The following is a 25,910-nucleotide window of genomic DNA, read 5'->3' as shown; positions in this document are numbered from 1 at the left end:
CCGGAGGCGTGGGCCGGGTGCGTGAACCGGCCGGGGCCGGGGCGTGCGTGCCCCGGCCCCGGCCGCAACCCCGCCGCCCCCGGCCCCGGCTCGGCCGCAACCCCGGCCTCAGCCTCAGCCTCAGCCTCAGCCTCAGCCCCGGCCGAGGGGGCCGGCGTGCCGTCAGCAGGGTCCGTCGTCGCCCCAGACGCCCCACTGGCCGCTGGCGCTCGGCACCTCGTTGAGGGTCCACCACTTCGCGTGGTACTTGTGGCCGTTGTACGAGACCTTGTTGCCCGAGGTGTACGTGGTGCTCGCGCTCCACGCCGGGTCGGTGCAGGTCCCCGAGGTGGGCGGCGGCGAGCTGGGCGGAGTGGTCGGCGGAGTGGTGGGCGGGGTGGTCGGCGGGGTCGCCCCGGCGAACTTCACGGTGTACTTGGTGAAGTCCCAGTCGTTCTGGACCACGCTGGAGCAGGAGCCGGACAGCCCCGGGTCGACGGTGCCCGGGCACTGGCGGTCCCGGTTGACCGACCAGTAGGTGTACCGGGCGAGGTGGTGGGCGGTGGCGAAGTCCAGCACGGCCTGGAAGTCCGCCTGCCGGAAGTACTCGGCGGCGTCGGTGCGGCCGTTCATCATCGACACGCCCTCGTGGGCGTACGCGGTGGCCTCGGACCAGCCGAAGGTGGTCTGCAGGATCTGGTTGAACTTCACCAGCGCGTCGGTCTGGGCGGCCGCGCCGTTGAACCCGCCGTCGAACGGCATGATCGAGTAGTTGTCCGGTGTGAACCCCTGGGACTTGGCCTCGTTCAGCATCTGGGTGCCGAACCAGCCGGTGCCCGCGTTCGTCCCGGCGGTGGTGATCGAGACGTACAGGCCGGGGTTGTTCTGCTGGAGGATGCGCGCCGCGCCGATCTCGTTGTGGATCGCCGCGGTGTTCTCGTACTCCGGCTCCTCCAGGTCGAAGTCGATCGCCTTCAGCTGGTACTTGGTGATCACCTTCTGGTAGCCGGCGGCGGTGGCCTCCGGGGTGCCGCAGACCTGGCCGAGCTTGGTGCCGCCGTACCCGCCGACGGAGACCGAGACGTCGCCGCCCTTGGCCCGGACGGTCTGGATGACGCCGGGCATGGTGGTGTCGGTGTCGATCGAGGAGGTGCCGCCCCAGGCCGGGGAACAGCCGTTGCCCTGGGCCAGGATGAACGCCAGCTGGAAGGCCTTCTGCCCGGTGGCGTCCATCACCGCCGCGGCGTCCGGCGGGCTGTTGTCCTCGGGCATCAGGTAGGGCGCCGAGGCGTACCAGTTGCTGCCGAGGCCGGCGACGGTGTCGGCGGCGGCCGAGCCGGTGCCGGCCAGTGCGGCGGCCCCGCCGGCGACCAGGCCGAGCACGCCGGCCACGGCGACGGCGACCCGGCGCGGACGGCGGCGGCCCGGGGGGTTCGGGTTCCGGGTGGCGGGGTGTGGGGGGAGTGCGCGTTCCATCGGAGGCCTTTCCAGGCGGGGACGGCGGTGGGGGGAGGGCCTGCTCGCGCCGGAGTGGGGGTGGCGCGCAGGCCCAACGGTCCTTCGGCGCGGGGTGGTTGCCGATGGCTGTCACTGGTATAGACCTGTCGAGGAAGGCCGGTCAACCCCAAAGAGGTCAAGCCGTCGGCCCCGCCCGGGCGGCGGTGAGGACCGGGCCGTGAGGACTGGGGCGGGTCAGGGCCGGCCGGGCGGCCCCGGCTCCACTCGGACCCCGCCTAGGCCCCGGCCCCGACCCCTGCGCCCGCCCCCGCCCGCACCGCGGCCAGCAGTCCGGTGACGGCCGGGGACCACGGCCGGCCGGCCGGGCCGGTGAGGGTGAGCGTGCGGTGGACGGCGGGCCGGATCGGTACCAGCACGCAGTCGGCCGGCACCATGGTGAGCGCCAGCGCGGGCATCACGGAGACCCCGACGCCCGCGTGCACCATGCCGATCAGCGTGTTGAGGTCGCGGATCCGGTGCCGGGGCGTGAACCGGGTGCCGGCCCGGCGGTACGACTCGCGGATGTGGCGCTCGCAGCCGCCCTCCGAGAGCAGGAAGTCGTCGTCCTCCAACTCGGCGACGTGGATGCTCCGTTGCCCGGCGAGCGGGTGGTCGCGGCGCAGCAGCGCGTGCATCGAGTCCGCGCCGAGCGCGACCGCCCCGGGCGGGGGCGGGCCGGCGTCGACCAGGACCGCGGCGTCGACGGTGCCGGCCGCCAGCCAGGTGGCCAGCTCGGCGTCCTCGCCCTCGAAGACCCGGACGGTGACCTGCGGGTGGGCGGCCTTCCAGTCGCGGAGCAGCCCGGGCAGCAGCGTCTGGCAGACGGTGGTCGGTGCGGCGAGCCGGACGGTGCCGGTGAGGCCGCCGGAGTGCCGGGTGGCGACGGCCCGGACGGCGGCGGCGGACGCGACGGCCGTCCGGGCGTGCGGGAGGACCTGCTCGCCCAGCGGGGTGGGCCGGGCCGGGGTGCCGCGCAGCAGGACGGGTGCGCCGAGCACCCGCTCCAGCGCGGCCACGGCGTGCGAGACGGCGGACTGGCTGATGCCCAGTTCGTCCGCGGCCGCACCGAACCCGCCGGTGTCGGCGACCGCGACCAGGGCCCTCAGCTGGGCCAGGTTGACCTCCGGAGCCATGAGACTTCCTCATCCGTGGGGCACCGCGACTTGTTGGACTCATGCTCCGCCGCCCGGCCACCCTGTGTCCAGGCGGATGCCGGACGGGACGAGGGGGAGGTGGTCGGGGTGCGGCGCTGGTTGCCGGGCTTCGTGGCGCTGTCGGCGATCTGGGGCGCGAGCTTCGCGCTGATCAAGGTGGCGGTGGAGGCGGGGGTGCCGCCGGTCTGGGTGGCGTTCTGGCGCTGCGCCCTCGGTGCGGCCACGCTCTGGGCGATCCTCCTGCTGCGCCGCGGGGGCGCCCCGCGCGACCGCGCGCTCTGGGGGCACTCGGCGGTGGTCGCGGTGCTGCTCAACAGCGTGCCGTTCACCCTGTTCTCGTTCGGGGAGACCAGGGTGAGCTCGGTGCTCGCCGGAGTGCTGAACGCGACCACCCCGCTGTTCACACTGCTGTTCGCGGTGCTGGTGGTCCCGCAGGAGCGCCGCCCCGGCGTGCGCCGGCTGTGCGGCCTCGCCGTGGGCTTCGCCGGCGTGCTCACGGTGCTGGGGGTCTGGCGCGGCATCGGCTCCGGCGAGGCCGTCGGCGGCCTGGCCTGTCTGGCCGCGACCTGCTGCTACGGCGCCGGCTTCGCCTACCTGCGCCGCTTCCTGTCCGGCCGTCCGGAGTCCGTGGTCACCCTCTCCGCCGTCCAGATCACCTGTGCGACCGCGGAGTCGGCGGTCATCGCGCCGCTCGCCGCGGGCGCCCCGCACTGGCCGGGTGCGGGCGGGGCCGGCGCCCTGCTGGTCCTGGGCGCGGTGGGCACCGGCCTGGCGTACCTGCTCAACTTCGGCCTGGTCCGCACCGCGGGCACCGGGGTGGCCTCGGCCGTCACCTACGTCATGCCGCTGTGGTCGACTGCCCTCGGCGCCGTCCTGCTCGCCGAGCCGGTCGGCTGGAACGCGCTCGCCGGCGGCGCCCTGGTGGTCGCGGCCGTCGCCCTCACCCGCCCGCGTCCGCCCGTCGCCGGCCCGCTCCCGGAAGCGGCCCCGAAGGGCCGTCACCCGGTCGGCTAGAGCGACTGGATGAGCGCGGGGGCGCAGCGGCCGGTGGCCGTCCGGGCCGCGCTCTCCCCCGGCCGGTCCCGGCTGGCCGGTTCCATGGCATCGCCGCACGTCCGCGCGGTCGGCAGGGCCGGGTCGAGTCCCGCGGTCGGGTTTCCCCGCCATCCAGCCGGGCTCCGCGGGGGCGGGGCGGGCGCCCGGCCTGACGTTCGGTGTCCGGTGGATTACGGAAAGTCCCCATCGCCCCGCTAGGGTGGCCGCCGTGGTGAGGTCGTGGGATGCGGCGGTGGAGCGGGCGCAGGACCGGCTGGCGGCGGGTCCGCTGCTGCGGGCGGCCGCCGAGGGGGACGAACGGCGGTTCGCGCGCTGGGACTTGGCGTCCGTGGTGGAGGGCGAGCTGGGTGAGCGGGTGGATCCGGACGCCCTGGCGCCCGACGCCGAGCGGCGGTGGCGCGAGGCGCTCGGCGAGAGCGGCCGGGAGTGGCCCGGCGGTGAGCTGTACCGGCGCCGCTACTGGGTGCTCGACAGGGGCGGCGCGGTGGCCGGCACGGTGGCCGTCGACAACTGGACCAGGGGGTCGGGCCAGCTCGCCCTCTCCTCCCTCTACCTGCGCCCCGGCGCGCGCGGCCGGGGGCTGGCCGCCGGGGTGCTGGACGAGGTGTACGCGGCGGCCACCGTCGAGGGCCTGCCCGGCTTCCGGCTGGAGGCGCACTGGACCTGGCAGCACGCCGTCCGCTACTACCTGCGCCGCGGGCTCTGGGTGGTCGGCTGGAAGCACTCGCTGACCCTCGCCCGGGTGCCCCGGCTGCCGCGCTACCAGGTGCGGGAGGAGGCCGGCTGGCTGCACCTGCTGGTGTCCGACCGGGTGCGCGGCTGGGTGCCGATGCTCGCCGCCGGCCACGAGGGCGACTGGCTGCGGCTGGACGAGACGCCCGAGTACCGCTCCGCCGACGGCTGGGTGCACGGCTACGCGCGTTCCACGCTGGCCCTGCACCTGGCGCTGGCGGGCCGGCCGCTGGTGCGCGGGCCGCAGTGGTGGGCGGAGGCGTGGCGCTGGTCGGACGCCGGGGAGCCGGAGGGCCTGGCGTACCGGATCGAGCACGTCGAGCAGTCGGCCCGGGCGGCCGGCCGCCGGGTGGTCAGCCCGTACCGCCCGGCGGTGGCGGCCGCCCGGCTGGCAGACTCGGGGGATGGCTGAGATCGAGATCGACGGCGGGCCCGCCGACCCGGCGCGGCTGGCCGCGCTGGGGTTGCTCAACTACGGGCACTTCACCACCCTGCGCGTGGCGGAGGGCAGGGCCAGGGGGCTGGCGCTGCACCTGGACCGGCTGGTCCGGGACTGCCGGACGCTGTTCGCCGCAGGCCTGGACCGGGCGGCGGTGCGCGAGCGGATCCGGGCGGTGCTGCCCGCCGACGGCGCACCGGTGACGGTCCGGGTGACGGTGTACGACCCGGAGCTCGGCCTGGAGCGCCCGGCCGGCCCGGCCGTGCCCCGGCTGCTGGTCACCACCCGCCCGGCCGCGGCCGCCGTGCCCGCCCCGCTGCGGGTCCGGACGGTGGCCTACCGCCGGGAGCTGCCGCAGGTGAAGCACGTCGGCCTGTTCGGTCTGGTCCACCAGCGGCGCAGCGCCCAACTCGACGGCTTCGACGACGCGTTGCTGGTCGATCCGGACAGCGGCCTGGTGACGGAGGGCGCCACCTGGAACCTCGGTCTGCTGGACGGCCGCCGGCTGGTCTGGCCGCAGGGCCCCAGCCTGCCCGGCGTGACGGCGGCGCTGCTGGCGGGTGCGTACGACGGGCCGCAGTCCCACGAGCCGGTGGACGCCGCCGGGTTGGCCGGGTTCCGGGCCGCGTTCGCGGTGAACGCGGGCGTCGGCGTCCGGCCGGTCGCGGCGATCGACGGCACCGCGCTCGACCCCGGTGACGCCGTCCTGGCCGAGCTGCGCGCCGCCTACGAGGCCGTCCCCGCCGACGAGGTGTGAACGGCGGTGCCCCGGGGCGGGCGGCGGGCTCCCGGGCGGATCGACCGGTGCACGAAGGGCTCGCTCGTACGGGTGACAAACGGCGTCCCGGCAGGCGCAATGGGGTGGCTGTCGAGCCCAAGGCCCTTTATTGGCGCTAATCGTGATGTCGGATCAGCTACGCTCTCGCCCGCCCCGACCGACCCGCCGAAGCAGAGAGTAGCCCGACATGAGCAGTCCTCCCGCGGCCCCGGCACCCCGCTGGCCGCTGATCCTGCTGCGCATCACCGCGACCACCCTGGCACTCCTGGCGCTGCTCCAGGCCATGCTGGCCGGCAGTTTCCTCAACGGCACCTACGAGTCGCTCAAGGACCACGAGGGCAACGCGATGACGCTCGCCACCGTGGCCGTCCTCCAACTGGCGGCGGCCGCGCTGGTGCGCCGGCCCGGCCGCGGCCCGCTCTGGCCGCTGTGGACCACCGCCGTGCTCGTCGTCGCCGTCACCGGCCAGATCACCGCGGGCTACGCGCGGGCGATCGGCGTGCACGTCACGCTGGGCGTCCTGCTGGTCAGCGCCGTCCTGTTCGGCCTGGTCGGCGCCTGGCGGCTGCCGCTGCCCGCCCCGGCCGGCGCGCTGCCCGGGCCGGACGGCAGCGGGCGGCTGCCGCGTCCCGGCGGGCCGGTGGAGGTGTCCAAGTGAACCGCCGCCGGTTCCTCGGCATCGGCGCCTCCGTGCTCGGTGCGGGCGCGCTGGCCGCCGTGGCCGTCCCGTCCGCCGCCCGGCTGTTCGCCGAGGGCCGCCCCGGCCGGCTGCTCGCCAGCCAACTCGACCTGCCGGAGGCCTTCCGCGTCCCGCTGCCGGTGCCCGCGGTGCTCCAGCCGGTGCGCAGCGACGCGACCTCCGACTACTACGAGGTCACCCAGCAGGTCGCCCGGCTGGAGATCCTGCCCGGGGTGCGGACCGAGGCCTGGACGTACAACGGCAGCTTCCCCGGGCCGACGGTGGTCACCCGCTCCGGCCGGGCCGCGGTGGTCCGGCACCGCAACGAGCTGCCGGTGCCGTCCGTGCTCCACCTGCACGGCGGGCACACCCCGGCCGACAGCGACGGCTACCCCACCGACCTGCTGCTGCCGGTCGGCTCCACCGGAGCCGCCGCCCAGGGCATGGCGGGGATGCCGGGAATGGCGGGGATGGAGCACGGCGGCGGACGCAGCGTCACCGGCGAGCGCACCCACACCTATCCGGGCCTCCAGCGCGCCGCCACCCTCTGGTACCACGACCACCGGATGGGCTTCACCGGGCCCGGCGTCTGGCGCGGACTGGCCGGCTTCCACCTCGTCCACGACGACGAGGAGGCCGCCCTGCCGCTGCCGCGCGGCGACCGCGACCTCCCGCTGATGCTCGCCGACCGCTCCTTCGCCGCCGACGGCTCCTTCCGGTACCCCTCGACCGACGCCGCGCTGGCGGTGCCCGGCGTCACCGACGACTACATGAACGGCGTCCTCGGGGACGTCATCCTGGTCAACGGTGCCCCCTGGCCCCGGCTCGACGTCGACCGCGCCCGCTACCGGCTGCGGGTGCTCAACGCCTCCAACACGCGCCAGTACCGGCTCGAACTGGACCCGCAGCCCTCCGGGGGCGACGCCCTGGTCCAGATCGGCTCCGACGGCGGCCTGCTGGCCGCCCCGGTCGCCCACGACGCTCTGGAGATCGCTCCCGCCGAGCGCTTCGACCTCGTCGTCGACTTCTCCCGCTACGCCCCCGGCACCCGGGTGCGGCTGCTCAACCGCTTCGGCAGCGGCCGCACCGCGGAGGTGATGTGCTTCGACGTCTCCTCCCGGCAGGTCGCCGACGACTCGACGGTGCCCGACCGGCTCTCCACCGTCGAGGAGCTGGACGCCTCCGCCGCCGTCACCACCCGGGACTTCGCCTTCCGCCGCAGCCGAGGCCTCGGCTGGACCATCAACGGCGACGCGTACCAGCCGGGCCGCGACCTCGCCCGGCCCGCGCTCGGCAGCGTCGAACGGTGGCGCTTCACCAGCGACCTGCACCACCCCGTCCACGTCCACCTGAACCACTTCCAGGTGATCGGCCGCAACGGCGGGGCGCCGGGCGCGTACGACGCGGGCTGGAAGGACACCGTCGACCTGCGTCCGGCCGAGGGGGTCGAGGTCCTGGTGCGATTCACCGACTACGCGGGGACGTACATGCTGCACTGCCACAACCTGGAGCACGAGGACATGGCGATGATGGCGGACTTCACGGTGGGGTGAGCCCGGCTCTCATCCGGACGGCGCAGTGCCGGGGGTGCGTGCGGTGCGGCCCCCGGCACTCCTGCCCTAGCGTCGCGAGAAGGCGCACCTTCGCCTTCCGGCCGACCGAGGAGCCGCGCATGACCACCCCCGCCGAACGCCGCCGCGCCGGCCGGACCGCCCGCCAGCGCGTCTCCCGCTCCGCCCACGGGCGGTGGATCCCCGCGGCGGACCGCCCCGATCCGGTCACCGTGCTCCAGGAGCAGGCGGCCGACCGGGTCGCCCGGCTGCTGCCCATCCGCTACGGGCGGATGGTCGAGACCCCGTTCACCTACCTGCGCGGTGCCGCCGCCGTCATGGCGGCCGACCTCGCCGCCGTCCCGAACACCGAGCTCACCGTGCAACTCTGCGGCGACGCCCACCTGTTGAACTTCGGCGTGTACGCCTCCCCGGAGCGCGCGCTGCTCTTCGACGTCAACGACTTCGACGAGACCTACCCCGGCCCCTTCGAGTGGGACGTCAAACGCCTCGCCGCCAGCGTCGCCGTCGCCGCCCGCGACAACGGGCAGGACGACGAACGGGCCCGCCGCGCCGCCCGCGCCGCCGCCCTCGGCTACGCCACCGCGATGCGCCGGCTCGCCGGGCTCGGCGAACTCGACGTCTGGTACGCCCGGATCGACACCGAGGACCTGCTGCCGCTGCTGCGCACGCCCAAGCAGCGCAAGCGCTTCGAGGCCGGGATCGCCCACGCCCGCCGGCGAACCAGCCTGCAGGCCTTCGAGAAGCTCACCGAGGTGCGGGACGGCCGCCGGCGCATCATCAGCGCGCCGCCCCTGATCGAACCCCTGAAGAAGGACGAACTGCGCGGCGTCGGGCGGGTGTTCAGCGACTACCGGGCCACCCTCGCCGAGGACCGCAGGGTCCTCCTGGACCGCTACCGCTTCGTCGACGCGGCGATGAAGGTCGTCGGCGTCGGCAGCGTCGGCACCCGGTGCTTCATCGTCCTGCTGGAGGGCCGGGACACCCGGGACCCGCTGTTCCTGCAGATCAAGGAGGCCGGCCGGTCGGTGCTGGAGTCCCAGCTGCCGACCACCAGGGTCGACGCCGAGGTCGCCGCCCACCACGGCGGCCGCCGCGTCGTCACCGGCCAGCACCTCATGCAGGCCGCCAGCGACATCTTCCTCGGCTGGACCACCGGCCCGGCCGGCCGCCACTTCTACGGCCGCCAGCTGCGCGACATGAAGGGCTCCGTCGAGGTCGCCGAGATGACCGTGCACGGTCTGCGCGACTACGCGGACCTCTGCGGCCGCACCCTCGCCCGCGCCCACGCCCGCACCGGGGACCGCCTCGCCATCGCCGGGTACCTCGGCGGCGCCGACACCTTCGCCGAGGCGATCGCCGACTTCTCCCTGCAGTACGCCGACCAGACGGCGCTGGACCACGCCCAACTGGTCGCCGCGATCGACGCCGGCCGGGTCAAGGCCACCCGGGGCGTGTGAGGGCGCCCGGGCGGGTGGTCCGCCACCCGCCCGGGCGGTTCCGTGCGGCCCCGGCGGCCCCGGCGGACCGGTACGGGCTCCCGGCGGGTCACCGCGGCCCCGGGCCGCGGTGACCGCGTACGCCAGCCCGGTCGCCGCGCGACCTCGCCCGGTCGCCGCGTGCGTCGGCCCGGTCACCGCACCCCCGGCAGGGTGAGCGCGGCCAGGCGTTCCAGCTGCTCGGCCTGCCCGGCCAGGTCCATGGCGCCCAGCCGGGCCACCACGTGCCGGGCGCCCGCGGCGGCGTACCGGTCGAGGACGGCGGCCACCTCCTCGGGCGTCCCCAGCGCGACGGCCTGGATCCGCTCCACCTCCGCCAGCGGCAGGCCGTAGTTGGCCAGCGCGTAGGCGTCCATCACCTCGCGCGCCGCCGCCGCGTCGCGGTCGATCCGGACGTTGACGAACAGCGCCGGCGTCACCGCCCCCGGGTCCCGCCCCGCCTCCCGGGCGGCCTCCCGCACCGCGCCCAGCCCGGTGGCGTAGGCCCGGGGGTCGGGCGGATACGGCAGCCAGCCGTCGTAGTCGCGGCCGGTGCGGGCCAGTGCGGCCGGGGTCGCGCCGCCGAGCCACAGCGGCGGCCCGCCCGGGCGGAACGGGGCCGTCGCGGGCGGGAGTTCGGCGAAGTCGTGGAACTCGCCGCGGAACTCCGTCGCCCCGCTCCACAGCGCCCGCCAGAGCGCCACCGTCTCGTCCAGCCGGGCGAACCGCCGCTCCCACGGCACCTGCGACAGTTCGTGCAACGGCCGCCCGAACCGGCCCGGGAAGCCCGCCCCGACCGCGACCGTCAGCCGGCCGCCGGACAGCAGGTCGACCGAGGCCAGGGTCTGGGCGGCCTGGACGGGGCGGCGCAGCACCGGCAGCAGTGCCCCGGTGCCCAGCCCGATCCGCTCCGTCACCGGGGCGAGGGCCGCCAGCATGGTGAGCGGCTCGATCCGAGGGGTGAGCAGCGAGTCGTTGACGAAGAGCGAGGCGAAGCCGAGCTCCTCGGCCCGGCGGGCGAATCCGGTCAGCTCACGAGGGTCTCCGGCGGGCGCCCACTGGGCCTGGCCGGTCGGAAGAAACACACCGATGTCCATGGCCCCGATCCTGCCGACCGCGGAGAATCGGCTCAATTCCCGCCGGGGAATGGCGGTTTCGGCCGTTCCGGGGTTGGCTGGCAGCATGGACTTCCCCCAGGCCCTGCGCGAGCGCCGCACCGACCGCCGCCTCAGCCAGCTGGACCTCGCCACCCGCGCCGGCACCACCCAGCGCCACCTCAGCTTCATCGAGTCCGGCCGTTCCGTCCCCGGGCGGGGCATGGTCGTCCGGCTCGCCGAGTCGCTGGAGCTGCCGCTGCGCGACCGCAACGAGCTGCTGCTGGCCGCCGGCTTCGCCCCCGTCTACCCGGAGACGCCCCTGGACGGGCCGGAGCTGGCCCCGGTCCGGGCGGCGATCGACCACATCCTGACCGGCCACCTCCCGTACCCGGCCCTGGTGGTGGACCGGCGCGGCGACGTCGTCGCCGCCAACGCCGCGCTCGACCTGCTCACCGAGGACGCCGACCCCCGGCTCGTCGGCCCGGGCACCAACGCCTACCGGCTCGCCCTCCACCCCGACGGCCTCGCCCCGCGGATCCGCAACTTCCCCACCTGGGCCCGGCACATCCTGGAGCGCACCCGGCACCTGGGTGAGCTGCACGCCGAACTGTCCGGCTACGTCCCGGACCCGGACCCGGGGGAGCAGCACCTGGGCTTCGCCGTCCCCCTGGAGCTGGACACCTCCGCCGGCGAGCTCCACCTGATGACCACCGTCACCACCTTCGCCACCGCCGTGGACGTCACGCTCGCCGAACTCAAGCTGGAGGCCTTCCTGCCCACCGACCCGGCCACCACCGAGGCCCTGCTCAGCGCCCGGGGAACTGGTAGTCCGCGGTGATCCGGCCGTCCGCCCCCACCACCACGAACTCCAGGCCGCCGCCGACCGCCTCCCCGCCCGCGCTCGGCGCCATCTCCCAGCCGAAGGTGACCACGTCCCGCAGCCGCAACGCGTCCTTCCGCGCCCGGAAGGTGAACTCCCCGGGTGCCACGAACTCCTGGTACGCCCGTGTCACCCGCACCTCCAGCTCCGCGTGGCCGCGGGCCTCCAGCACCGGGTCGTCGAAGCCCACCCGGGCCGCCGCCTCCCGCACCTCGACCGGCGGGTGCAGCAGGTGCACGGCCTCCGGTGCCCACAGGGCGGCGATCGCCTCGCGGCGCCGCTGCGGGTCCGCCTCCGTCCACACCGCGGCGTAACGGTCGGCGATGTCCTGCGCGTCGATGCCCATGTCCCTGCCTCCTGGCGTCCGTTCGGTACGACCCCCATGCTCCGGGCCGCCCTGCCGCGGAACAATTCCCGCCGGGGAATGCCGCGCAATGCCGGGGAAAGCCGGGGAAGCCCCCGGGCCGGTGTGCCGGTGCGCCCGCGGGAATTGCGCTTGCCCTGGTCGGGGCGGGTGGCGTTGGCTGGGGCGCATGACCGAACCGCACACCGAACTGCACACCGAACGCCTGCTGATCCGCCGCTGGCGCGAGAGCGACCTCGCGCCGTGGGCCGCGATGAACGCCGACCCCGAGGTCCGCGAGCACCTGGGCGACGTCCTCACCCGCGAGCAGGCCGACGCCTCGGTGGCCCGGTTCGAGGCCGCGATCGAGCGGCGCGGGTACGGCTGGCTCGCCGTCGAGGTGCGGGAGAGCGGCGAGTTCGTGGGCTTCGCCGGCCTGGACGACGTCGACGAGGGCCTGCCGTTCGCCGGCGTCGAGATCGGCTGGCGGCTGGCCCGCACCGCGTGGGGCCGCGGCTACGCGACGGAGGCGGCCCGCGCCGTCCTGGCGCACGGCTTCGACACCCTGGGGCTGCCGGAGGTCCTCGCCGTCACCACCGCCACCAACCTCCGCTCCCAGGCCGTCATGCGCCGCCTCGGCATGGTGCACGACCCGGCCGTCGACTTCGACGACCCGGACGCCCCCGAGGGCCCGCTGCGCCCCAACGTGGTCTTCCGCCTCGACCGCGCCGGGTACCGGGCCTGAGCCGGAGACCGGTGCCGGGCGGGAGCGTGACCGGTGCCGGGCCCGAGAACGTGACCGTCACCATGCCTGAGCAGGGCTCCGGTCGTCGTCGGCGTGTGCCAGCATGACCTGCATGTTGGCGATCGGGGTGCAGGAGAACGACGGGACGCGGCACCGGAGGGTGGGCGCGGAGGTCCTGGCGCGGCTGGTGCGGCGGATCGGCGCGGACGGGGACCGCTTCCTCGTCGTGCAGCGGATACCGGACCTGCCCGACGTGTACATCCAGGTGTGGCACGCCGAGGGCGGGGACTACGAGCTCGAGCACCGCGACGGCTCCGCCGAGCGGCACTTCGGGGTCCGGCTGGACGAGCCGGAGGCGGTCGTCGCCGCGATGACGGGCTGGTCCCGCGGCGAGCCCGGCTGGGGCGCGGGCCTGGACTGGCGGCCGCTGGCCACCGGGCCGGCGCCCGAGCCCGTCCCGCCGCTGGACCTGCCGCCGGGGGAGCTGGGGCTGCTGCTGGACCGGCTGCGGCTCACCCTGGCCGGCGGCTACGCCACCCGTGCCGACCTCGCCGAACTCGCCGAGGACTACCTGGTCTCCGGTGACCGCCGGCCGGTCTCCCGGGCCCAGGCCGAGCAGCTGGCCGACCGGCTCTGGCTGGAGCGCGTCGGCGAGCAGACGGGGTGGATCGGCGAGACCGACCCGGAGCGCCTCACCCGGGCCTTCGCGGCCCTGGAGGAGGCCGGCATCACGGCCCGCGAGGACTTCACCTGCTGCCGCACGTGCGCCGACGAGGAGATCGCCGCGGACGGCGCGCCGGACGCCCGCGGCTACGTCTACTTCGACGCCCAGGGCACCGACGCCGCGGCCGCCGGCGAGGGGCTGTCCCTGCACTACGGCGGCTTCGACGCCTCCCCGCTCACCACGACGGCCATCGGTCACGAGGTGGTCGCCGCCCTCACCGACGCCGGCCTGCAGACGGTCTGGAACGGCGACGCGTCGCGCGTGGTGGAGCTGCGCCCCCTGCTGTGGCGCCGCCGTCTGGTCGGCTGAGCGTCCACCCGGGCCGGCCCGGGGCCGACGCGGGGCCGCTCCGGGGGCACGCCGCCGGCCGGGGCCGCCGGCGTGCCCGGGGGCGTCAGGGCACCAGGATCCGCAGGGCGCCCGGGGCGACGCTCACGTCGACGGGCAGCGGGGCGATGAACTCGCCGTCGGCGTAGGCGGTGATGCCGGGGGAGTCGATCCGCAGGCCGGTGGTGCGGTGGGTGGTGACCTCGGGGCGGGTGGTGTGGGTGCCCTTGAACAGGGTGGGGAAGAAGCGGGCGATCCGCAGCCGGGGCATGGCGTCGACCAGGGTGACGTCGAGGAGCCCGTCGTCGGGCACGGCGGCGGGGCACATGAGCATGCCGCCGCCGTAGCTGCCGGTGTTGCCGACGGCGGCGAGGGTGAGGTCGCGTTCGATGACGGTGCCGTCGGCGAGGGTGAGGCGGAAGGGCAGCGGCCGGAGGTTGGCGAACTCGGCGAGGATGGCCAGGTTGTAGCGCATCCGCCCGCGCGGCCACCGGAGCCGGTTGGCGCGGTCGCTGACCAGCGAGTCGAAGCCGGTGGCGAGGACGGAGCCGAACCAGCGGGCGGTGCCGTCGCCGGTGGTGATCCGGCCGAGGTCGACGGTCCTGGTCCGGCCCGCGGCGACGACGGCCGCGGCGGCCTCGGGGTCGTCGCGGGGGATGCCGTAGGCGCGGGCGTGGTCGTTGCCGGTGCCGGCGGGTATCACGCCGAGCGGCACCGGGGTGCCGGCGACGGCCTGCAGGGCGAGGTTGATCATCCCGTCGCCGCCGACGGCGACCAGTGCGTCGACGCCGTCGGCGACGGCCTCGCGGGCCAGGCGGCGGGCGTCGTCGGGGTCGCGGCCCTCGTGCCGGTCGACCCGGAGGCCGAGGGCGCTCAGGTGGGCGACGGCCCGCCGGGCGGCGGGTGCGGCGTGGCCGGCGCCCGCCGCCGGATTGGTGAGAACGGCGACGCGGTGCACGGTTCTCGGGCCGGTCACGGGATCAGCTTGCCGGGGTTGAGGATGCCCGCCGGGTCGAGTTCGGCCTTGACGGCGCGCAGGATGCGCACGCCGAGGTCGCCGATCTCGTCGGTCATCCAGGGCCGGTGGTCGGCGCCGACGGCGTGGTGGTGGGTGATGGTGCCCCCGGCGGCGACGATGGCGTCGCCGGCGGCCCGCTTGGCGGCGGCCCACTGCGTGAGCGGGTCCTCGCCGAGGGCGGCGACGACGGTGAAGTAGAGCGAGGCGCCGGTCGGGTAGACGTGCGAGATGTGGCAGAGCACGAGGGCGCCCGGCAGGGCGCCGGTGAGCGCCTCGGTGACGGCGGCCCGCAGCTGCGGCAGCCGGCTCCAGTCGGTGGCGGTCTCCAGGGTCTCGCACAGCGCGCCCGCGCCGAGCAGGGAGTCCCGCAGGTAGGGGGCGTTGAACCGGCCGTGCTCCCAGGCGCGGGCGGGCTGCTCGCCGAGGGAGGTGGCGCCGGCGGCGAGCAGGGCGTCGCGGGTGAGCCGGTGGCGGGTGGCGACCTGGTCCTCGGTGCCCTCGAAGACGGTGACGGCGAGGCAGCCGGTGACGGCGGGGGCGCCGCCGATCTGCTCGGTCATGGCGAGGTTGACCATGGTCTCGGCCTCGTCGGAGAGCCGGATGACGGTCGGGCCGGTGCCCTGCTGCTCGACGGCGCGCAGCGCGGCGGTGCCGGTGGCGAAGTCGGGCAGACTCCAGGCCTCGTAGGCCTTGGCGGCGGGCAGGGGGTGGACGCGCAGGCGGACGGCGGTGATGACGCCGAGGGTGCCCTCGGAGCCGAGGAAGAGCTCGCGCAGGTCGGGGCCGGCGGCGGAGGCGGGGGCGCGGCCGAGGTCGAGGACGCCGACGGGGGTGACGACGCGCAGGCCGCGGACCATCTCGTCGAAGCGCCCGTACCCGGCGGAGTCCTGGCCGGAGGAGCGGGTGGCGGCGAAGCCGCCGATGGTGGCGTAGCGGAAGCTCTGCGGGTAGTGGCCGAGCTCGTAGCCGCGTTCGGCGAGCAGGGCCTCGGCGGCGGGGCCGGTGAGGCCGGCGCCGAGGACGGCCTCGCCGGAGGTCTCGTCGAGGTCGAGGAGCCGGTCGAGGCGGCGCAGGTCGAGGGAGACGACGGCGCCGTGGCCGCCGCGCTCGGGGTCGAGGCCGCCGACGACGCTGGTGCCGCCGCCGAAGGGGACGACGGCGAGGCGGCGTTCGGCGCAGAGCGCGAGGACGGCGGCGATCTCGTCCTCGCCGCCGGGCAGCACGACGGCGTCGGGCGCGTCCTGCGGCTCGCGGCTGCGGCGGCGCAGCAGGTCGGGGGTGGACTTGCCGCCGGCGCGCGGGAGCCGGTCGGCGTCGGCGGCGCTGACGTGGTCCTCACCGACGGCGTCGGCGAGGGCCTTGAGGTCGTCCGGGGTGATCCGGGAGGGGCGCAGGAGGACCTCGTCGGCGGCCGGTCCGGGGGTGGCGTCGCCGGTGACGCCGAGGGCGGCGGCGAGCAGCCCCTTGATGTCCGCGGACAGCTCCTTGGCGAGGGCCGGGTCGCCCCAGGCGTCCCACTTCATCGGGGGGAGCGGAAGTGCGGCGCCGGCCGGTCCCGCTTGCGTCTCAGGTGCCATGCGTTACAGTTTCACACATCATGTCAAGTAGTAACGCCGACTCCCCGAGCACCGGGCGGCCCCCCGGGGCGGCCCGGGCACCCCGCGCCGCCGCCGAGCCCGTCGCCGCTCCGCCCGTCGCCGCGGCACCCCGCAGCACCGACGACGTGATCCTGGACGCCGCCGCCGACCTGGTCGTCCATTTCGGCGTGCGCCGCACGCAGCTCGCGGAGATCGCGCGCCGCGCCGGGGTCAGCCGGCCGACGGTCTACCGCCGCTGGCCCGACGTCCGGGCGGTGATCGGAGCCCTGCTCACCCGGGAGATCGCGGCCACCCGGGAGGGCGTCGCCCTGGCGGCCGGGGGTGACGGCGCCCCGATCGACCGGGAGGCCTTCGTCGACGGGGTGGTCGAGGTCGCCGTCCGGCTGCGGGACCACCCGCTGCTCGGTGCGCTGCTGCACTCGGCCGACTCCGACCTGCTCCTCGAGTACGTCGTCGAACGGCTCGGCACCAGCCAGCGCGGCCTCCTGGAGGCGCTGCGCTCCGGCATCGAGCAGGGCCAGCGGCACGGTTCGGTCCGGGCCGGGGAGCCGGTCGAACTGGCCGCGATGGTCCTGCTGATCGCCCAGTCCACCGTCCAGTCGCACCGCATGGTCGCCTCCCTGCTGCCCGAGGCGGCCTGGCGGCGCGAACTGGCCAGAGCGCTGAACGGATACCTCGCGCCATGACCTCGACGTCCGCCGGGCCCTTCGCCGGTTCCGGTCAACTCAACGCGGCCCGCCGGCGGGTGGAGCTGGAGGCCCTCGCCGAGGGCCCGTCCGTCGACCTGCTGGTCATCGGCGGCGGCGTGACCGGCGCCGGCGTCGCCCTGGACGCGGCCTCGCGCGGGCTGCGCACGGTGCTGGTGGAGTCCCGCGACCTGGCCTTCGGGACGAGCCGCTGGAGCTCCAAGCTGGTGCACGGCGGCCTGCGCTACCTGGCCTCCGGCCGGATCGGGGTGGCCCGGGAGAGCGCGGTGGAGCGGGGCGTGCTGATGACCCGCACCGCTCCGCACCTGATCCGCGCGCTGCCCCAGCTGGTGCCGCTGCTGCCGGGGCTGCTGCGCCCCGGGCAGGCCTCGCTGATCCGGCTGGGCTTCCACGCCGGGGACGCGCTGCGGCTGAGCGCGGGCACCCCGGGCGCGCTGCTGCCGAGGGTGCGGCGGATCGACGCGGCCCGGACGCGGCGGCTGGTGCCGGGCGTGCGTTCCGCGGGCCTGGCCGGCGCACTGGTCGCGCACGACGGCCAGCTGGTCGACGACGCGCGGCTGGTGGTGGCACTGGCGCGCACCGCCGCGCAGTACGGCGCGAGCGTGCTGACCAGGGTGCGGGCCGAGTCGGTGACAGGCACCTCGGCCCGGCTCGTCGACACGCTGAGCGGGCAGTCGCTGACGGTGCGGGCGGGCGCGGTGGTCAACGCCACCGGCGTCTGGGCGGGCGAGGTGGACACCTCGATCCGGCTGCGGCCCAGCCGGGGCACCCACGTCCTGGTGGACGCCGCGGCGCTCGGGCACCCGACCGCCGCGCTGACCGTGCCGGTGCCCGGCTCCACCAGCCGGTTCGTCTTCGCCCTGCCGCAGCAGCTCGGCCGGGTGGCGATCGGGCTGACGGACGAGGACGCGCCGGGCCCGATCCCGGACGAGCCGGTGCCCACCGAGGGGGAGATCGCCTTCCTGCTCGACACCGTCAACACGGCCCTCAGCACCGCGCTGACCGCCACGGACGTCCGCGGCGCCTACGCGGGGCTGCGGCCGCTGATCGACACCGGCGGCGGCAGCACGGCCGACATCTCCCGCGAGCACGCGGTGCTGGAGTCGCCGTCCGGGGTGGTCACCGTGGTCGGCGGCAAGCTCACCACCTACCGGCGGATGGCCGAGGACGCGGTGGACACCGCCGTGCGCCTGCGCGGCCTGCCGGCCCGGGCGTGCTGGACGGCCCGCCTGCCGCTGGTCGGCGCCCCGGCGCACCGGGACAGCCGGCCGGCCCCGCAGGGCGCGCCCGCCTCCCTGCTGGCCCGGCACGGCGGCGCGGCCGGGGAGGTGCTGGCCGCCGGGGAGGTCCGGCCGATCGCCGAGGGCGTGGACGTGACCCGCGCCGAGGTCGCTTACGCGGTCACCCACGAGGGTGCGCTGGACGCCGCGGACGTGCTGGACCGCCGCACCCGGATCGGCCTGGTCGCGGCGGACGCCGAACGGGCCCGCCCGGCCGTCGAGGAGATCCTCGGGGACCGCCGGCCGTCCTGAGCCCGGGCGTCCCGAGGCGCGGCCCCCCGGGAGGCCGGGGGGCGGGGTGTCAGCGCGCCGTGCGGTCCGCCATCGGGTGTTCGGCCCCGGCCAGCTCCAGCACGCAGGCCAGCGGGTGCTCGGCGGTGCCCGTGCGGTCCAGGCGGACGGCGAGCTGCAGCGGCGGCTCCTCGGCGGTGCGGACGGCCAGCGTCAGCGGGTAGACGCCGTGCCCGTGCACCCGGTGGAAGGCGTACTCCCGGCCGTCCACCAGCAGTTCGGTCTCGGTGATCCAGCCGGAGCGGACGTTGACGGTGACGGAGTGTCCGGCCCGGTCGAGGTGGAAGCTGTACCGCTGGCGCATGGGAACCTCCCGCGAGGGGGTTGCGGCGGGGGCCGCCGGGGGAGCAGCCTTGGTCCCGGTGTGCCGCCACGGTCAGTGTAGGTCGGCGGTCGGTGCCGGGCGCCCCGGCGCCGGGCGGCCGGCGGACGGCCCGGCGACCCTGAGGAATGCCGGGGGCGGAGCCCGACCGCAGGTGGATCCCCGTGATCTCTACAGTGTTGTAGATTCGTCCGCAGGGAGAGATCCGAGGAGGGCATTGTGGGAGTTTCGCTGGCCAAGGGCGGCAACGTCTCGCTGAGCAAGGAGGCGCCCGGTCTGAGCGCCGTGATCGTGGGGCTCGGCTGGGACGTGCGCACCACCACCGGGGCCGACTACGACTTGGACGCCAGCGCGCTGCTCTGCGGCGCCCTCGGCAAGGTCATCTCGGACCAGCACTTCGTCTTCTTCAACAACCTGCGCAGCCCGGACGGTTCGGTCGAGCACAGCGGCGACAACCTGACCGGTGGCGGCGACGGCGACGACGAGCAGATCAAGGTCGACCTGGACAAGGTGCCGGCCGACGTGGCCAAGGTGGTCTTCCCGGTGTCCATCTACGACGCCGACACCCGGCTGCAGAGCTTCGGGCAGGTCCGCAACGCGTTCATCCGGGTCGTCAACCAGGCCAACGGCCAGGAGATCGCCCGCTACGACCTGAGCGAGGACGCCTCCACCGAGACCGCGATGGTCTTCGGCGAGCTGTACCGCAACGGCGCCGAGTGGAAGTTCCGCGCCATCGGCCAGGGCTACGCCTCGGGCCTGCGCGGGATCGCCACCGACTACGGCGTCAACGTCTGACCGGTGCCGTCGCTCTGACGGCGTCACGACGGCCGCGTCCCTCCGGGGCGCGGCCGTCGTGCTGCGCGCGGGCGCGGGTCCGGCGCGGGGCCCCGCCGTCAGCCCCGCGGCGCCGCCCGGCCGAGGGCCTGGCCGCCGAACCCGGAGCCGCCGGTGAGCTGCCCCCGCCACCAGGCGTCCATCGCCGGCCCGTCCATGGCCGCCCAGTCCGGCGCCGCGCCGACCTGGGCCCGCCCGAGTCGCCGCCCGAGGTCGACCAGCTCCCGGCCGGCCGGGGCCCGTTCGCGGTCGTACGCCGCCAGCAGGCCGGACCAGGAGCCCGCCGGCCGGTCGCCGGCCGGGTGTCCGACGGCCCGCCCGGCCTGCTCGAAGGCGTGCGCGTCCTGCAGGGCCTTCACGGCGCCGCTGGTGTTGTGCGGGCGCACCACGGTGGCGGCGTCGCCGCCGAGGAGCAGCCGGTCGGCGGCCAGGCGCGGGGCCGCCATGTCGTAGACGGGCTGCAGGAAGGTCCGGTCGCGCGGGGTGAGGGTGACCACGTCGGACCAGTAGGGCGGCAGCCGTTCCTCGGCGAGTGCCCGGAGCCCGTCGAGCTGTCCGTCGGTGAGGCTGCCGGCCGGGATGCTGGTGGGGCCGTCGAGCCGCAGCCAGGCCGGGGTGGGCGCGTAGAAGACCCAGTTGACCTGGGTGGTGCCGCGGGTGAGTCCGGGGATGCGGTAGAGCACGACCTGGCCGCCGGGGTAGCAGACGGTGGCGCACTCGTCCTCCGGCCAGGCCCCGGCGCCGCCGGGCAGTTCGGCGAGGCGTGCGGCGTCGTAGCTGCCGCGCCAGCAGACGTACCCGGCGTACTCGGGAAGGGCCTCGGGGCAGAGCGCGGCGCGCACGGCGGAGCGGTAGCCGTCGGCGCCGATCACCAGGTCGTAGTGCTCGCGGGTGCCGTCGGAGTGGCTGGTCCAGGCGCCGTCCGGGCCGCCGCCGACGGCGGTGACGGTGGTGCCGAGCCGGTACTCGACGGTCGCGGGGGTGCGCTCGCGCAACGCCTGCCAGAGCACCGCCCAGTGGTGGGAGTGGAAGGGCATGGGCTGGGCCCAGAGCGCGCGTCCGCGACCGTCCGGGCCGCCGCCGCCCGGGGAGGGGTCGCGGGTGACCCAGCGGCGGACGGTGAGGCGGTGGCGCCGGACGTCCCGGCCGAGGTGTCCGGCGCGGACGAGTTCGTCGAGGCGGTCGTCGTGGATGCAGATGCCCACGCCGCGGTCCTCGAGCCGGCCGGGGCTGCGCTCCAGGACCACGATCCGTTCGGCGCCGAGCCGGGCGGCGGCCCCGGCGAAGGCGCTTCCGGCGATGCTGCCGCCGACCACGGCTATCGAGCCACCTCGCATGGCCGCCCCTCCCGCGTGCCGCACTGCCTGCAAGTCGATAAGACCATACGCCCGCCCGGGGAGGGTGTCGGGGCGAACCGGCGGATTGCGGCCGGGCGCGCGCGCCCCCGCCGGGACCCTTATGCAACTAGTTGCATAAGGGTCCCGGCGTCCCCTACCCTGCGGTAACAACCGAGCCCCGCCGCCCCCCAGGAGACGTCGATGAGCGCGTCCACGAGCACGCCGACGAGCAGCACCCCCGGCAGCAGCCGCTACCCGCACCTGCTCAGCCCGCTCGACCTCGGCTTCACCACCCTGCCCAACCGCGTGATCATGGGCTCCATGCACGTCGGCCTGGAGGAGGCCCCCGGCGGCTACGAGCGGATGGCCGCGTTCTACGCCGAGCGCGCCCGCGGCGGCGTCGGCCTGATCGTCACCGGCGGCATCGCCCCCAACGAGGCCGGGCGCCCCTGGGGCGGCGGCGCGATGCTCACCACCGAGGAGGAGGCCGACCGCCACCGCGTCGTCACCGACGCCGTGCACGCCGCCGGCGGCCGGATCGCCCTGCAGATCCTGCACTTCGGCCGCTACGCCTACCACCCCGACCTGGTCGCCCCCAGCGCGCTCCAGGCCCCGATCAGCCCCTTCGTCCCCAACGAGCTCACCACCGAGCAGGTCGAGCAGACCGTCGAGGACTTCGTCCGCTGCGCCGGACTCGCCCGCCGCGCCGGGTACGACGGCGTCGAGATCATGGGCTCCGAGGGCTACCTGGTCAACGAGTTCGTCGTCGCCGCCACCAACCGGCGCGAGGACGAGTGGGGCGGCCCCTACGAGCGCCGGATGCGCTTCCCGGTCGAGATCGTCCGCCGGGTCCGCGAGCGGGTCGGCGAGGACTTCATCATCGTCTACCGCCTCTCCATGCTCGACCTGGTGCCCGGCGGCTCCACCTTCGACGAGGTCGTCCAGCTCGCCCAGGCCGTCGAGGCCGCCGGGGCGACGATCATCAACACCGGCATCGGCTGGCACGAGGCCCGCATCCCCACCATCGCCACCTCGGTGCCGCGCGGCGCGTTCGCCTGGGTGACGAAGAAGGTGATGGGCAAGGTCGGCATCCCGCTGGTCACCACCAACCGCATCAACACCCCGGAGATCGCCGAGCGCCTGCTCGCCGAGGGCAGCGCCGACCTGGTCTCGCTCGCCCGCCCGCTGCTCGCCGACGCCGACTTCGTCGCCAAGGCGCAGGACGACCGCGCCGAGGCCATCAACACCTGCATCGGCTGCAACCAGGCCTGCCTGGACCACACCTTCAGCGGCCTGATCACCTCCTGCCTGGTCAACCCGCGGGCCTGCCACGAGACCGAGCTCGTGCTCGGCCCGACGAAGGTGCGCAAGCGGATCGGCGTGGTCGGGGCCGGCCCGGCCGGGCTCTCCTGCGCCGTCGCCGCCGCCGAACGCGGCCACGACGTCACCCTGTTCGACGCCGCCGGGGCCGTCGGCGGGCAGCTGGACGTCGCCCGGCGGATCCCCGGCAAGGAGGAGTTCGACGAGACGCTGCGCTACTACCGCACCCGGCTTGCCGAGCTGGCCGTCACGCTGCGCCTGGGCGCGACCGTCACCGCCGAACAGCTCGCCGCCGAGGGCTTCGACGAGCTCGTCCTCGCCACCGGCGTCACCCCGCGCACGCCCGCCGACATCCCCGGCATCGACCACCCCAGTGTGGTCGGCTACCTCGACGTGCTGCGCGACGGCGCGCCCGTCGGCGAGCGGGTCGCGATCCTCGGCGCGGGCGGCATCGGCTTCGACGTGGCCGAGTTCCTCACCGACCAGGGGGACCAGGCCAGCCTCAACCCGCCGGTGTTCCAGGCGAAGTGGGGCATCGACCCGGAGTACCGGGAGCGCGGCGGACTGCGCCGCCCCGAGCGGCCGGTGCCGCCGCGCAGCGTCCACCTGCTGCAGCGCAAGACCGGCAAGGTCGGTGCCGGGCTCGGCAAGACCACCGGCTGGATCCACCGCACCGAGCTCAAGCACCGCGGCGTCACCATGGTCGCCGGCGCGACGTACGACCTGATCGACGACGCCGGTCTGCACGTCACCGTGGACGGCGAGCGGCAGCTGCTGCCCGTGGACACCGTGGTGCTCTGCACCGGCCAGGAGCCGCGCCGCGACCTCTACGACGCGCTGCGGGAGCGGGGCCTGGAGGTGCACCTGATCGGTGGCGCCGACGTCGCCGCCGAACTGGACGCCAAGCGGGCCATCAAGCAGGGCACCGAGCTGGCCGCCGCGCTCTGAGCCGGGCGGGCGGCGGGGCGGTCGGTCGGGCCGGGTCGGGCCGACCAACCGCCCCGCCGTGCCGTTCACCGGGCCGGCGCTGCCCGTGCCGCCTGCGCCGCCTGCGCCGCCCGTGCCGTCCGCGCAGGTGGACGGGCTGGAGGGCCGGACCCGGGGGCGGGCGGACGGCCCCCGGGATCCGCCTAGGATCGGCGGCATGTCGCTGCCGCACGCCATCCTCACCGCCCTGCTGGAGAAGCCGTCCTCGGGGCTGGAGCTGACCAGGCGCTTCGACAAGTCGATCGGCTTCTTCTGGCCCGCCACCCACCAGCAGATCTACCGGGAGCTGGCCCGGCTGGAGGCCTCCGGGTGGATCCGGGTGCTGCGGCCGGAGGGCCCGGCGCGCGGCCAGCGCAAGGAGTACGAGGTGCTGCCCGGCGGTCGGGCCGAACTGGCCCGCTGGACGGCCGAGGGCGCCGGGCCACGGGCCGTGCGGGAGCCGCTGCTGCTGCGGCTGCGCGCGGCCGCGGTGGTCGGCACGGACGGCCTGGCGGCCGAGCTGGAGCGCCATCTGGCCTTGCACCGAACGCAGTTGGACGACTACCTGGCGATCGAGCGGCGCGACTTCCCGGACGGGGCGGGCGGCCGGGACGCGGTGGTGGCGGGCGCCGGCGACGCCGAGGGGGCGACGGACGGGATCGGGGACGTCGGTCACCGGCTCCAGCACGCCGTGCTGCGGGCCGGGATCGGGCTGGAGACCTTCTGGACGGAGTGGCTCACGGAGACCCTGCGGACCCTGCAGGCTTCGCCCGCCGACCAGGTCTGACCTGCGCGGACGCCCTCCCGCCGCGCCCGCCCCCGCCCCCGGTGGGACACTGGACGCCTGTCCCTGCCCGACCCTCGATCGGGGGCCAGCATGTCGCATCCGAGGACTCTCCACGCCCTGACCGCCGTCGTCGTCGCGGCGGTCACGCTGGGCCCGGCGCACCTCGCCGCGGCCGCCGCACCGGCGGTGCCCGCCATCGCGCCGGTGGTACCCGCTGCCGCGCGGGCCGTGCCCGCGCAGGACCTGCCCTCCGTCGACCAGCTCAGGTCGGCCCTGCTCACGGCCGCCGACCTCGGCCCCGACTACACCGAGGCGCCCTCCTCCGAGAGCCCCGGGCCGGAGGAGAACCCGACCCCGGTCAGCGGCTGCGACGCGCTCAGCGCGCTGATCAACATGCGCACCGGCCAGAACGGCCCCGGGACCCCGCACGCCGAGGTCGAGCTGGACGGGCCGGACGGCAACCCGATGGTGACGCAGTCCCTCACCGCGGAGGACCCGGCCAAGCTCACCAGCGACTTCAACACCGTCTCCGACGCCCTGAAGTCCTGTCACAGCATCACCTTCAACGCGGGCACCGAGGACACGGTGACCTTCACCGTCAGCCCCGTCGCCCTCGGCGACCGCCAGGACGCCCCGGCCGTCCGCCTCGACGGCACGCTGGCCGGCGTCCAGCTGAACGCCTTCGTCGGCATCGAGCGCTTCGGGGACGTCGGGATGGCCTTCGGGTTCTTCCAGCGCCAGGGCGCCGACTCCCAGCTCGCCTCCCTGCAGTACCGCACGGCGGTCGCCAAGGTCGAGCGCACCCTCGGGGTCGCCGCCGGCAGCACCGCCCCGGCCACCGCCTCCCCGACGGGCAGCGTGGTCTGATCCCGGACGGGTGGTCCGACCCCGACGGACGGCCCCCGCCGAGCGCCCGGGCTCGGCGGGAGCCGTCCGTCGGCCGGGTCGGTCAGCCGAGCGGGAGCTCCAGCAACGCGGCCTCGTCCCCGTTCGGGGAGGAGACGGTGGTGGTGCTGTCCGGCGTGCCGGTGAAGGCGTACAGCTTGTCGCGGCTGTTGACGACCAGGGCGAGGCGGTGGCCGTCCGGCAGGTCGTAGGCGGCGGGCTGGAGCCGCCACTGGACGGCCCGCCGGTGGGCCCGGGTCACGCGGTGCCGAAGGGGTTGTCGATCAGGTAGCGCCAGAGGCCGTCGGGGCCGCGGCGGGCGACGTCGGTCGCGGTGCCGGTGAGGTGGACGGCGGTGCCGTCGGCGGCGGTGCCCTCGATGGTCCAGTCGACCACGAGCAGGGCGGTGTCACCGGCGACGTAGGTGTGCCGGGTCCGGACGCTGATCGGCAGCCCCAGGGCGAGGAACTCGGCACTGGCGCGGTGGAGTTCGGGGCCGGTGACGGCGGCACCGGGGGCGGGGGCGAAGACCGCCCCGGGCGCGTAGACCCGGGCGAGGACGGCCGGGTCCCCGGTGTTGAAGGCAGCGGCGAAGACGGCCGGGTGTTGTGCCGGGTCGGTGGTGAGGGTGAGGCTGGTGGGGTGAGTCATGCGAGCAGTGAAGTCGGCCCCGCCGTGGGTCACCAAACGGGAAGCGGCGGGCGGCCGCGGCGCTGGGACGCCGAACTCGTGCCGGACGAGCGCGGCCGGACGGCGCGGCCCCAGGAGGACTGCCCGGTGGAGGTGGCGCTGGCGGCACTGTCGGGCCGCTGGACGACCCTGGTGCTGCGGGAGCTGATGCACGGGCCGGCGTCCTACGGGGAGTTGCGCGGCCGGCTGCCGGAGATCAGCCCGAAGGTGCTCGCCGAGCGCCTGCGGTCGCTGGGGGAGCGGGAGTTGGTGACCAGGGAGCGGATCACCGGCTTCCCCGTGCGGACCTCGTACCGGTTGACGGAGGCCGGAGAGGCGCTGCGGCCGCTGCTGGTGGAGCTGTACCGGGCGGGGGCGGCGCTGGCGGGCGGCGCCGGCGGCGGCGCTTGACCTCAA

26 protein-coding genes are annotated in these 25,910 nt (G+C 75.8%); 16 read left to right on the top strand and 10 right to left on the bottom strand.

Annotated elements, in window-relative coordinates; translation table 11 throughout:
* Positions 1 to 162: 162 nt before the first annotated feature.
* Positions 163 to 1,455, bottom strand: a complete 1,293-nt coding sequence (locus ACIRS1_RS02435) for a carbohydrate-binding protein (RefSeq protein WP_402836199.1) — start codon at positions 1,453 to 1,455, stop codon at positions 163 to 165.
* Between the two features lie 257 nt (positions 1,456 to 1,712).
* Entirely contained in the window at positions 1,713 to 2,609 is an 897-nt protein-coding gene (locus tag ACIRS1_RS02430; protein ID WP_402836197.1) for a LysR family transcriptional regulator, read from the bottom strand.
* A gap of 108 nt (positions 2,610 to 2,717) precedes the next feature.
* On the opposite strand from ACIRS1_RS02430, the gene ACIRS1_RS02425 reads away from it, so the two are divergent.
* The 6 genes from ACIRS1_RS02425 to ACIRS1_RS02400 all read left to right on the top strand — a co-directional run bounded on the left by ACIRS1_RS02425 (position 2,718) and on the right by ACIRS1_RS02400 (position 9,345).
* Positions 2,718 to 3,644, top strand: coding sequence for a DMT family transporter (locus ACIRS1_RS02425; protein WP_402836195.1), 927 nt, complete (start codon positions 2,718 to 2,720; stop codon positions 3,642 to 3,644).
* Between the two features lie 250 nt (positions 3,645 to 3,894).
* Positions 3,895 to 4,830, top strand: a complete 936-nt coding sequence (locus tag ACIRS1_RS02420; protein WP_402836193.1) for a GNAT family N-acetyltransferase — start codon at positions 3,895 to 3,897, stop codon at positions 4,828 to 4,830.
* Positions 4,823 to 5,614, top strand: a complete 792-nt coding sequence (locus ACIRS1_RS02415) for an aminotransferase class IV (protein WP_387896728.1) — start codon at positions 4,823 to 4,825, stop codon at positions 5,612 to 5,614. The genes ACIRS1_RS02420 and ACIRS1_RS02415 overlap by 8 nt, the downstream gene beginning before the upstream one ends.
* A 208-nt stretch (positions 5,615 to 5,822) precedes the next feature.
* A complete protein-coding gene (locus tag ACIRS1_RS02410) occupies positions 5,823 to 6,293 on the top strand; it encodes a hypothetical protein (RefSeq protein WP_360204894.1) in 471 nt (156 codons plus the stop codon).
* Positions 6,290 to 7,867, top strand: coding sequence for a multicopper oxidase family protein (locus ACIRS1_RS02405; RefSeq protein ID WP_402836190.1), 1,578 nt, complete (start codon positions 6,290 to 6,292; stop codon positions 7,865 to 7,867). Before ACIRS1_RS02410 ends, ACIRS1_RS02405 begins: the two co-directional genes overlap by 4 nt.
* Positions 7,868 to 7,986: 119 nt before the next feature.
* A complete protein-coding gene (locus ACIRS1_RS02400) occupies positions 7,987 to 9,345 on the top strand; it encodes a DUF2252 domain-containing protein (RefSeq protein ID WP_360204899.1) in 1,359 nt (452 codons plus the stop codon).
* 173 nt (positions 9,346 to 9,518) lie between these two features.
* On the opposite strand, the gene ACIRS1_RS02395 is transcribed toward ACIRS1_RS02400, so the two are convergent.
* Complete coding sequence (locus ACIRS1_RS02395; protein ID WP_402836188.1) at positions 9,519 to 10,460, bottom strand: LLM class flavin-dependent oxidoreductase; 942 nt, start codon at positions 10,458 to 10,460, stop codon at positions 9,519 to 9,521.
* Positions 10,461 to 10,545: 85 nt separating this feature from the next.
* Here ACIRS1_RS02395 and ACIRS1_RS02390 point away from each other — a divergent pair, with 85 nt between their 5' ends.
* Positions 10,546 to 11,298 (top strand): helix-turn-helix transcriptional regulator, encoded by a 753-nt coding sequence (locus ACIRS1_RS02390; protein ID WP_360204904.1) that lies wholly within the window; start codon positions 10,546 to 10,548, stop codon positions 11,296 to 11,298.
* On the opposite strand, the gene ACIRS1_RS02385 is transcribed toward ACIRS1_RS02390, so the two are convergent.
* Positions 11,267 to 11,686 carry a hypothetical protein gene (locus ACIRS1_RS02385; protein WP_402836186.1) on the bottom strand — a complete coding sequence of 140 codons (420 nt, stop codon included), beginning with the start codon at positions 11,684 to 11,686 and terminating at the stop codon, positions 11,267 to 11,269. The two genes, ACIRS1_RS02390 and ACIRS1_RS02385, sit on opposite strands and share 32 nt — an antisense overlap.
* Positions 11,687 to 11,873: 187 nt before the next feature.
* Between ACIRS1_RS02385 and ACIRS1_RS02380 the strand changes: the two genes are divergently transcribed.
* Both ACIRS1_RS02380 and ACIRS1_RS02375 read left to right on the top strand, forming a co-directional pair.
* Positions 11,874 to 12,428, top strand: a complete 555-nt coding sequence (locus tag ACIRS1_RS02380; protein ID WP_402836184.1) for a GNAT family N-acetyltransferase — start codon at positions 11,874 to 11,876, stop codon at positions 12,426 to 12,428.
* Positions 12,429 to 12,540: 112 nt separating this feature from the next.
* Entirely contained in the window at positions 12,541 to 13,461 is a 921-nt protein-coding gene (locus ACIRS1_RS02375; RefSeq protein WP_360204913.1) for a DUF6891 domain-containing protein, read from the top strand.
* An 85-nt stretch (positions 13,462 to 13,546) separates the two neighbouring features.
* On the opposite strand, the gene ACIRS1_RS02370 is transcribed toward ACIRS1_RS02375, so the two are convergent.
* Together ACIRS1_RS02370 and ACIRS1_RS02365 are read right to left on the bottom strand one after the other, a co-directional pair.
* Positions 13,547 to 14,455: a diacylglycerol kinase gene (locus ACIRS1_RS02370; RefSeq protein ID WP_360204916.1), complete on the bottom strand. Its 909-nt coding sequence runs from the start codon at positions 14,453 to 14,455 to the stop codon at positions 13,547 to 13,549.
* Positions 14,452 to 16,020: an FAD-binding oxidoreductase gene (locus ACIRS1_RS02365; RefSeq protein ID WP_360204919.1), complete on the bottom strand. Its 1,569-nt coding sequence runs from the start codon at positions 16,018 to 16,020 to the stop codon at positions 14,452 to 14,454. Before ACIRS1_RS02365 ends, ACIRS1_RS02370 begins: the two co-directional genes overlap by 4 nt.
* A 74-nt stretch (positions 16,021 to 16,094) precedes the next feature.
* Here ACIRS1_RS02365 and ACIRS1_RS02360 point away from each other — a divergent pair, with 74 nt between their 5' ends.
* On the top strand, positions 16,095 to 16,781 hold the full coding sequence (locus ACIRS1_RS02360) for a TetR/AcrR family transcriptional regulator (protein ID WP_402836181.1): 687 nt from the start codon (positions 16,095 to 16,097) through the stop codon (positions 16,779 to 16,781).
* The gene (locus tag ACIRS1_RS02355) at positions 16,778 to 18,334 is read left to right on the top strand and encodes a glycerol-3-phosphate dehydrogenase/oxidase (RefSeq protein WP_387896740.1); all 1,557 of its coding nucleotides are present in this window, start codon (positions 16,778 to 16,780) and stop codon (positions 18,332 to 18,334) included. The genes ACIRS1_RS02360 and ACIRS1_RS02355 overlap by 4 nt, the downstream gene beginning before the upstream one ends.
* Positions 18,335 to 18,383: 49 nt before the next feature.
* On the opposite strand, the gene ACIRS1_RS02350 is transcribed toward ACIRS1_RS02355, so the two are convergent.
* Positions 18,384 to 18,677: a hypothetical protein gene (locus ACIRS1_RS02350; protein ID WP_402836178.1), complete on the bottom strand. Its 294-nt coding sequence runs from the start codon at positions 18,675 to 18,677 to the stop codon at positions 18,384 to 18,386.
* A gap of 237 nt (positions 18,678 to 18,914) precedes the next feature.
* Between ACIRS1_RS02350 and ACIRS1_RS02345 the strand changes: the two genes are divergently transcribed.
* Positions 18,915 to 19,490, top strand: coding sequence for a TerD family protein (locus tag ACIRS1_RS02345; protein ID WP_360204928.1), 576 nt, complete (start codon positions 18,915 to 18,917; stop codon positions 19,488 to 19,490).
* 98 nt (positions 19,491 to 19,588) lie between these two features.
* On the opposite strand, the gene ACIRS1_RS02340 is transcribed toward ACIRS1_RS02345, so the two are convergent.
* Complete coding sequence (locus ACIRS1_RS02340; protein ID WP_402836177.1) at positions 19,589 to 20,866, bottom strand: monooxygenase; 1,278 nt, start codon at positions 20,864 to 20,866, stop codon at positions 19,589 to 19,591.
* 201 nt (positions 20,867 to 21,067) lie between these two features.
* On the opposite strand from ACIRS1_RS02340, the gene ACIRS1_RS02335 reads away from it, so the two are divergent.
* The 3 genes from ACIRS1_RS02335 (at position 21,068) to ACIRS1_RS02325 (ending at position 24,806) form a co-directional block, all read left to right on the top strand.
* A complete protein-coding gene (locus tag ACIRS1_RS02335) occupies positions 21,068 to 23,134 on the top strand; it encodes an FAD-dependent oxidoreductase (protein ID WP_402836175.1) in 2,067 nt (688 codons plus the stop codon).
* A 196-nt stretch (positions 23,135 to 23,330) separates the two neighbouring features.
* Complete coding sequence (locus tag ACIRS1_RS02330) at positions 23,331 to 23,939, top strand: PadR family transcriptional regulator (protein WP_402836173.1); 609 nt, start codon at positions 23,331 to 23,333, stop codon at positions 23,937 to 23,939.
* Between the two features lie 90 nt (positions 23,940 to 24,029).
* Complete coding sequence (locus ACIRS1_RS02325) at positions 24,030 to 24,806, top strand: hypothetical protein (RefSeq protein WP_402836171.1); 777 nt, start codon at positions 24,030 to 24,032, stop codon at positions 24,804 to 24,806.
* 82 nt (positions 24,807 to 24,888) lie between these two features.
* Here the strand turns inward: ACIRS1_RS02325 and ACIRS1_RS02320 are convergent, their stop codons facing one another.
* Together ACIRS1_RS02320 and ACIRS1_RS02315 are read right to left on the bottom strand one after the other, a co-directional pair.
* A complete protein-coding gene (locus ACIRS1_RS02320; RefSeq protein ID WP_402836170.1) occupies positions 24,889 to 25,086 on the bottom strand; it encodes a CocE/NonD family hydrolase C-terminal non-catalytic domain-containing protein in 198 nt (65 codons plus the stop codon).
* Entirely contained in the window at positions 25,083 to 25,475 is a 393-nt protein-coding gene (locus tag ACIRS1_RS02315; RefSeq protein WP_402836168.1) for a YybH family protein, read from the bottom strand. Before ACIRS1_RS02315 ends, ACIRS1_RS02320 begins: the two co-directional genes overlap by 4 nt.
* Before the next feature lie 24 nt (positions 25,476 to 25,499).
* On the opposite strand from ACIRS1_RS02315, the gene ACIRS1_RS02310 reads away from it, so the two are divergent.
* Positions 25,500 to 25,904: a winged helix-turn-helix transcriptional regulator gene (locus tag ACIRS1_RS02310; RefSeq protein WP_402836166.1), complete on the top strand. Its 405-nt coding sequence runs from the start codon at positions 25,500 to 25,502 to the stop codon at positions 25,902 to 25,904.
* Positions 25,905 to 25,910: the final 6 nt, after the last annotated feature.

The sequence above is a fragment of the Kitasatospora sp. NPDC101176 genome (assembly GCF_044768035.1).
Classification (GTDB): Bacteria; Actinomycetota; Actinomycetes; order Streptomycetales; family Streptomycetaceae; genus Kitasatospora.
The sequence above is the reverse complement of the archived record's forward strand: the minus strand, read 5'-3'. Positions and strand labels throughout refer to the sequence as shown.

Excerpts from the sequence above, each read along its gene's own strand:
- ACIRS1_RS02430 (WP_402836197.1), bottom strand. The coding sequence starts at position 2,609 with ATGGCTCCGGAGGTCAACCTGGCCCAGCTGAGGGCCCTGGTCGCGGTC.
- ACIRS1_RS02350 (WP_402836178.1), bottom strand. The coding sequence starts at position 18,677 with ATGCGCCAGCGGTACAGCTTCCACCTCGACCGGGCCGGACACTCCGTC.
- ACIRS1_RS02435 (WP_402836199.1), bottom strand. The coding sequence starts at position 1,455 with ATGGAACGCGCACTCCCCCCACACCCCGCCACCCGGAACCCGAACCCC.
- ACIRS1_RS02390 (WP_360204904.1), top strand. The coding sequence starts at position 10,546 with ATGGACTTCCCCCAGGCCCTGCGCGAGCGCCGCACCGACCGCCGCCTC.
- ACIRS1_RS02315 (WP_402836168.1), bottom strand. The coding sequence starts at position 25,475 with ATGACTCACCCCACCAGCCTCACCCTCACCACCGACCCGGCACAACAC.
- ACIRS1_RS02335 (WP_402836175.1), top strand. The coding sequence starts at position 21,068 with ATGAGCGCGTCCACGAGCACGCCGACGAGCAGCACCCCCGGCAGCAGC.
- ACIRS1_RS02365 (WP_360204919.1), bottom strand. The coding sequence starts at position 16,020 with ATGAAGTGGGACGCCTGGGGCGACCCGGCCCTCGCCAAGGAGCTGTCC.
- ACIRS1_RS02330 (WP_402836173.1), top strand. The coding sequence starts at position 23,331 with ATGTCGCTGCCGCACGCCATCCTCACCGCCCTGCTGGAGAAGCCGTCC.
- ACIRS1_RS02385 (WP_402836186.1), bottom strand. The coding sequence starts at position 11,686 with ATGGGCATCGACGCGCAGGACATCGCCGACCGTTACGCCGCGGTGTGG.
- ACIRS1_RS02340 (WP_402836177.1), bottom strand. The coding sequence starts at position 20,866 with ATGCGAGGTGGCTCGATAGCCGTGGTCGGCGGCAGCATCGCCGGAAGC.
- ACIRS1_RS02375 (WP_360204913.1), top strand. The coding sequence starts at position 12,541 with ATGTTGGCGATCGGGGTGCAGGAGAACGACGGGACGCGGCACCGGAGG.
- ACIRS1_RS02360 (WP_402836181.1), top strand. The coding sequence starts at position 16,095 with ATGTCAAGTAGTAACGCCGACTCCCCGAGCACCGGGCGGCCCCCCGGG.
- ACIRS1_RS02395 (WP_402836188.1), bottom strand. The coding sequence starts at position 10,460 with ATGGACATCGGTGTGTTTCTTCCGACCGGCCAGGCCCAGTGGGCGCCC.
- ACIRS1_RS02400 (WP_360204899.1), top strand. The coding sequence starts at position 7,987 with ATGACCACCCCCGCCGAACGCCGCCGCGCCGGCCGGACCGCCCGCCAG.
- ACIRS1_RS02415 (WP_387896728.1), top strand. The coding sequence starts at position 4,823 with ATGGCTGAGATCGAGATCGACGGCGGGCCCGCCGACCCGGCGCGGCTG.
- ACIRS1_RS02410 (WP_360204894.1), top strand. The coding sequence starts at position 5,823 with ATGAGCAGTCCTCCCGCGGCCCCGGCACCCCGCTGGCCGCTGATCCTG.
- ACIRS1_RS02355 (WP_387896740.1), top strand. The coding sequence starts at position 16,778 with ATGACCTCGACGTCCGCCGGGCCCTTCGCCGGTTCCGGTCAACTCAAC.
- ACIRS1_RS02325 (WP_402836171.1), top strand. The coding sequence starts at position 24,030 with ATGTCGCATCCGAGGACTCTCCACGCCCTGACCGCCGTCGTCGTCGCG.
- ACIRS1_RS02380 (WP_402836184.1), top strand. The coding sequence starts at position 11,874 with ATGACCGAACCGCACACCGAACTGCACACCGAACGCCTGCTGATCCGC.